The organism is Methylibium sp. (genome assembly GCF_013817345.1).
GTDB lineage: Bacteria > Pseudomonadota > Gammaproteobacteria > Burkholderiales > Burkholderiaceae_C > Methylibium.
The window spans coordinates 1-620 of record NZ_JACDCW010000157.1 but is presented as its reverse complement, the minus strand read 5'-3'; the positions used below and the strand labels follow the sequence as shown (position 1 = coordinate 620).

The window sequence follows — 620 nt, the reverse complement described above, 5'->3', positions numbered from 1 at the left end:
GGCGGCGATGAGGGTGCGGCGCCCTGGCTGGCCCCTCACCCCGACCCTCTCCCGCAAGCGGGAGAGGGGGTCAGGGCGCAGTGCAACGGCCCAGACTCAATACCGGTAGGTGTCGGCCTTGTAAGGGCCAGCCTTGTTCACGCCGATGTAAGCGGCCTGCTCGTCGCTCAGTTCGCTGAGCATGGCGCCGACCTTCTTCAAATGCAGGCGCGCCACCTTCTCGTCAAGGTGCTTGGGCAGCACATAGACCTTGCCGGACTCGTATTCACCGCTCTTGGAGAACAGCTCGATCTGGGCAATGGTCTGGTTGGCGAAGGACGAGCTCATCACGAAGCTCGGGTGGCCCGTGGCGCAGCCGAGGTTCACCAAACGGCCCTTGGCGAGCAGCGTGATCTTCTTGCCGTCAGGGAACTTGACGTGGTCGACCTGGGGCTTTATCTCGTCCCACTCGAGCTTCTCGAGCGACGCGACGTCGATCTCGTTGTCGAAGTGACCGATGTTGCAGACGATGGCTTCGTCTTTCATCGCCGCCATGTGCTCGTAGCGGATCACGTTCTTGTTGCCGGTGGCGCTGACGAAGATGTCGGCCTTGTCGGCGGCGTACTCCATCGTCACGACCT

Annotated in this window: 1 protein-coding gene; it reads right to left on the bottom strand. The window is 62.4% G+C overall.

The window, feature by feature from the left end; all coding sequences use genetic code 11:
- Positions 1-96 precede the first annotated feature (96 nt).
- On the bottom strand, positions 97-620 hold a 524-nt coding region (locus H0W40_RS18785; protein ID WP_292449292.1), incomplete at its 5' end, for an adenosylhomocysteinase.